The sequence below is a fragment of the uncultured Campylobacter sp. genome (genome assembly GCF_938030815.1).
Taxonomy (GTDB): Bacteria; Campylobacterota; Campylobacteria; order Campylobacterales; family Campylobacteraceae; genus Campylobacter_B.
Genome location: NZ_CALHII010000206.1, coordinates 1 through 4,282, shown reverse-complemented (window position 1 = coordinate 4,282; position 4,282 = coordinate 1). Strand labels below are relative to the sequence as shown.

General features: G+C 43.9%; 5 protein-coding genes. All 5 read right to left on the bottom strand.

The window, feature by feature from the left end:
• Positions 1-1,099, bottom strand: a 1,099-nt coding sequence (locus tag Q0277_RS08120; RefSeq protein WP_297997135.1) for a methyltransferase, incomplete at its 3' end; no start/stop codon positions are given.
• Positions 1,096-2,043, bottom strand: coding sequence for an NAD(P)-binding domain-containing protein (locus Q0277_RS08115; RefSeq protein ID WP_297997133.1), 948 nt, complete (start codon positions 2,041-2,043; stop codon positions 1,096-1,098). The genes Q0277_RS08120 and Q0277_RS08115, both read right to left, overlap by 4 nt.
• Positions 2,044-2,395: 352 nt before the next feature.
• Positions 2,396-3,244 (bottom strand): energy transducer TonB, encoded by an 849-nt coding sequence (locus Q0277_RS08110; RefSeq protein WP_297997131.1) that lies wholly within the window; start codon positions 3,242-3,244, stop codon positions 2,396-2,398.
• Positions 3,241-3,624 (bottom strand): TonB system transport protein ExbD, encoded by a 384-nt coding sequence (gene exbD, locus Q0277_RS08105; RefSeq protein WP_177389020.1) that lies wholly within the window; start codon positions 3,622-3,624, stop codon positions 3,241-3,243. Before exbD ends, Q0277_RS08110 begins: the two co-directional genes overlap by 4 nt.
• Positions 3,625-4,044, bottom strand: coding sequence for a TonB-system energizer ExbB (gene exbB, locus Q0277_RS08100; RefSeq protein ID WP_297997136.1), 420 nt, complete (start codon positions 4,042-4,044; stop codon positions 3,625-3,627).
• Positions 4,045-4,282: the final 238 nt, after the last annotated feature.

Below are 4,282 nucleotides of genomic sequence, written 5' to 3'. Positions count from 1 at the left end.
GCTTAGCGGGCTTTGAAATGTCAGGATAGACAAAACCAAGCCTCGTCAAATTTAGCCTAAACTCGCCTAAAAGCTCGCAAATTTTAGCTAGCTTGCCCGCCTCGTAGCAAAAAATAAGCGTACCGCCAGGCTTAAGATGAGCATTCGCAGATCGCACGAAATCCCGTAGGCTAAGGCTTGCTGCGCTCTTACTAAGCGCCATATGAGGCTCTTTGCTAAGCGAAATGCGCTCTCGATAAAATGGCGGATTTGAAACGATAAAGTCAAAACGCTTCTCGCTTTTAAACTCCGCAAAATCCGCGTGCAAAATCTCGGCAGGCAGATCGTTTTGCAAAGAATTTAGCCTTAAGATTTCTAAATTTCGCTCTTGAATTTCTAGCAAGCTTAGATTGATGCTTTTAAAATCGCGTTTTAGCAAAAATCCCAAAATTCCACATCCTGCGCCCACATCCAGCACGTCGCCATATATCGCTCGCAGATTTAGCGCGCTTTTTAAACTACGCTCATCGCAAACTGCAAACCAGTCGTCACGCAAGCACTCCGCAATAAAATCCTTGCGCGCTTTGGCGTCTTCAAATTTGCTCGCAAAATCTTTATCGTGCGTCTTTTTAGATTCTAAAGGCTGCGCGATTTGCTCGTCACAAAATTTAAAATTTTCACCGCTTGCGATATCAGGCTTTAAAGCATACTGGGCTTCGTCGTTTTGAAAATCTGAATTTTTGCAGCGCTCGCTTTGAAATTTCGCCCGAAGTCCCGCTTCAAATTCTCTTTTAAATTCCGCCTGAAGTTCAGCGCAGCCCGTATTGCTAACATCGTGATCATTCCCCACGCTATGGTTAGCGGCATACGACTCTTCTTTGCTAAAAGCGCAATCCTCGGCGCAAAATTCCGCTTCGCCGCCTGCGTAATCCGCGGCGCAGAATTTTGCATTAAAGCTTCTATCTGCTGCGTCTTTAAATTCCGCGCCACAGCCCAGCGCCCAAGAGCCATTTTGCGATGCTGCGTCAGCTTTACGCACGCCTGAGCTTCTTATAAAATTCCACAAAAAAATCGTATCGCTCGTGTAGCGATAACCCTTTTTAGGCTGATAAAGCCTCATCTGCGGATATTTTTGATGATGGTATGGGCGTGATTTATCGCCACCACGATCGATCCGCCACTTCTGCTGATGAGATCTCCGCCGACGTAAAGCCCACTAGTGGCAGTCTGGAGATTTTCATCCACGATCGGCACGCCGTTTTCGTCGTAAGCGATGCCGCATTTTTTAAGAAAATCGACCGGGCTCGTGCCGCCGATCGCGTATATCACGCGATCAAATACGAGCTCGGTGCCACTATCAAATTTCACCAGCACCTTGCCGTTTTCATTCTCAAGAGCCTCTATATCGATGCCTAAACGCAAGATGATGTTGCCGTATTTGGTCTCGCGCATTACGTCGCTTTCGTTCGTCTCGTTTAGGCGGGTAAATTTAGCCTTGCGATAGCAAAGCGTCACGACATTGGTTTTACATAGCGCTATAGCGTATTCAGCGGCTGAGTTACCGCCTCCGACGACTAGAATTTTTTCATTAATCGTGCATTTATCTAGATTGAAATTTACGCGTTGCGTGATCGAAGGTGGAATTTTATAAGCGGGCTTATTGGGCTTGCCCATCCTGCCAATTGCAACGATGACATTGCGCGCGCGGTATCCAGCCGAGCTAGTCGTGATATAAAACTCATCTGCGTGCTTTTCGATCTTTTCGACCTCACTTTTGAAATTCGTATCGATTTCGTCGCTATCTAAGAGCTCGTCGAAATAATTTAGCACACTCTCTTTTGTGCCGGTTTCAAACGAAATAGAGCCGCGCGTCTCGCTGTCAAAGCCCTTATATTCTTTATCGACGCGCTTTTTATCTTTGTAAAACTGCCTAATCGTTTGAGAGTGGTTGTCGCCCTTTTCGAGCAGAAGTACATGCGCAAGCCCGTTTCTTTTGGCTTCTACTACGGAAGCGATGCCGCAAGGACCGCCGCCGATCACCGCCAAGTCGTAAACGTCTATCATAAATTTCCTTTAATCTTTTAAATTTCATACGAAATTATAGTAAAAATTCCATTAAAATCAGTGGAATTTCCTAGCAATTTCGCAGCTTAAATTTAAAATTTTAACGCTTATAAGATGCTTGCTTGGCTAAATTTGAAAAGACATAATTTTCTCCGTTTAAATTTTAAATTTCACGGCGCCAATCCGTTTATAAAAGCTCATGCGGCGGAGCAGTAGAAGCACAGCAAGAGAGGCAGATTTTAAAATTTCACTTTGCCAAGATGGAATTTTGCGAGCTAAAATAAAGCGGCAAGAGCGGTGAATTTTTAAAATTTCACCGCCCAGGCAGAAGTTTTTAATAGAAGCTTTAAGGCTAGTTAAAATTTAGTGTATACTTTATGCTAAAGTTAAATTCCATATCCTTTTCGACCTTTGGAAAGCTACCTTTGGTGCGCTCGACCGCGCTTAACGCGCCCTCATCAAGCGAATCGACATTAGAAGAAGACGTAACGCGAAGACCTTTAACATCTCCGCTTGCCGTATAGGTAAAGTGCACGCCTACGACGCCGATTTTACGCATACGTTGCGCATTTTTAGGGTAGTGCGACTGCGCGTAGCGCGAAATGATGGCGAAAATTTTCTTGCCGACATCGCTATTGCTAGGATCGCCGCGGCTTGTTATAGCGTCGCTACCGCCACCTGCGCTACTGGAGCCGCCGCCCCCGCCGCTACCCAGCGAAATAGGCTTTGTCGGATCAAACTTCGCCGTTAAATTCCTATCGCTGCTTTGAACTTTATGCTCTTTTTTCGGCTTAGGTTTTTCGATCGGTTTTGGTTTTTCTACCGGCTTTGGCTTAGGCTTTTCGACCGGTTTTGGTTTTTCGACTACAGGCTCTGGTATAGGCTCCGGTTCAGGAATCGGCTCGGGCTCCGGTATTGGCTCTGGCTCAGGCGGAGTTGGTTCCGGTTCGGGCTCGGGCTCCGGCGGAATGGGCTCGGGCTCAGGATCCGGTTCGGACTGATCGGAAGGAGGCGGGATATTGGGTTCATCGGAGATATCGCCCTGCTTGGCCTCATCCATTATGCTATCGATGGAAAAGGCTATCATATCGGGCATGCTAGGCGGCTTCGGTGCCGACGATAAAAGAACAAAAACACCTACAGCGATGATGCAATGCAGCACCAAAGATACAATGAAGCCTATTGCGCTATCTTTATTCATTGCTCTTTTTCGGTCACGATCGCAAATTTTTCATGGCCCGCCTTTTTTAGGACATCCATGATAGAAATGAAAGAGGAAAATTTCGAGTCTTTATCGTTTTTCAATACGACAAGATCGTTTTTATCGAGTGCGGCAATTTTTTTCTCAAGCTCATCCTCGCTTATTGCAATATCGTCTAGATAAATTTTAGATTCGCTATCCACTTTAATGGTAACTTTTTTATCCTCTTGCGGGTTTTGCGAGCTTGAAGAAGATGGAAGATTTACCTTAATATGCCCCTGCGCAATGAAAGTCGAGACACTAAGCACGATCGCTAGCAGCACCAGCATAATGTCGATGAACGGGACGATATTTAGCCCGTCTCGTCTAGGAATGCTCATTTATTTAACCTCATCGTAGCGGTTTAGAAGCACATCTACCTTGCGAACAAAGCCATTGTAGATGATGAGCGTAGGTACGGCGACGACTAGACCGGTAGCCGTAGCTTTAAGGGCAAGCGAGAGACCTTGCATGATAGCCTTGGTATCGATACCGCTTGCGGTACTCATATCAAAAAATGTGATCATAATGCCAATAACAGTACCTAAAAGACCAATGTACGGGGCATTTGAATAAACAATATAAAGCGTCGTTAAATTTTTTGTCAGAGCCTCTTCGTAAAGCGCCTTGCTTTTGTAATTGCTAGCTTTAACCTTCGAATAAAAAAGCAGCCTTTCGATACTGAACCACACGACTAAAAAGCTCATAAATCCGAGGATCGCAAAGATAATGTAATCCACGTAATGCGCTAAAAATTCCATAATGCCCATAAGCTCTCCTTAAAAATTTTAAAAATTTTTATAAATTTAGCAAAGTGCCTTGCCAAAAAAATGAGCGATTTTATCAAAAATAGATTTAATTTTTACTAAAATTTTGATGAGCGATATTTAAATTATATTTTATCATTTAGCTTTATTTAATGATAATAAAGCATTCGGAGATAAAATTCTAATGATTTTAAAACGTCTTGATAATTAATATAAAATAAATGATTAATTT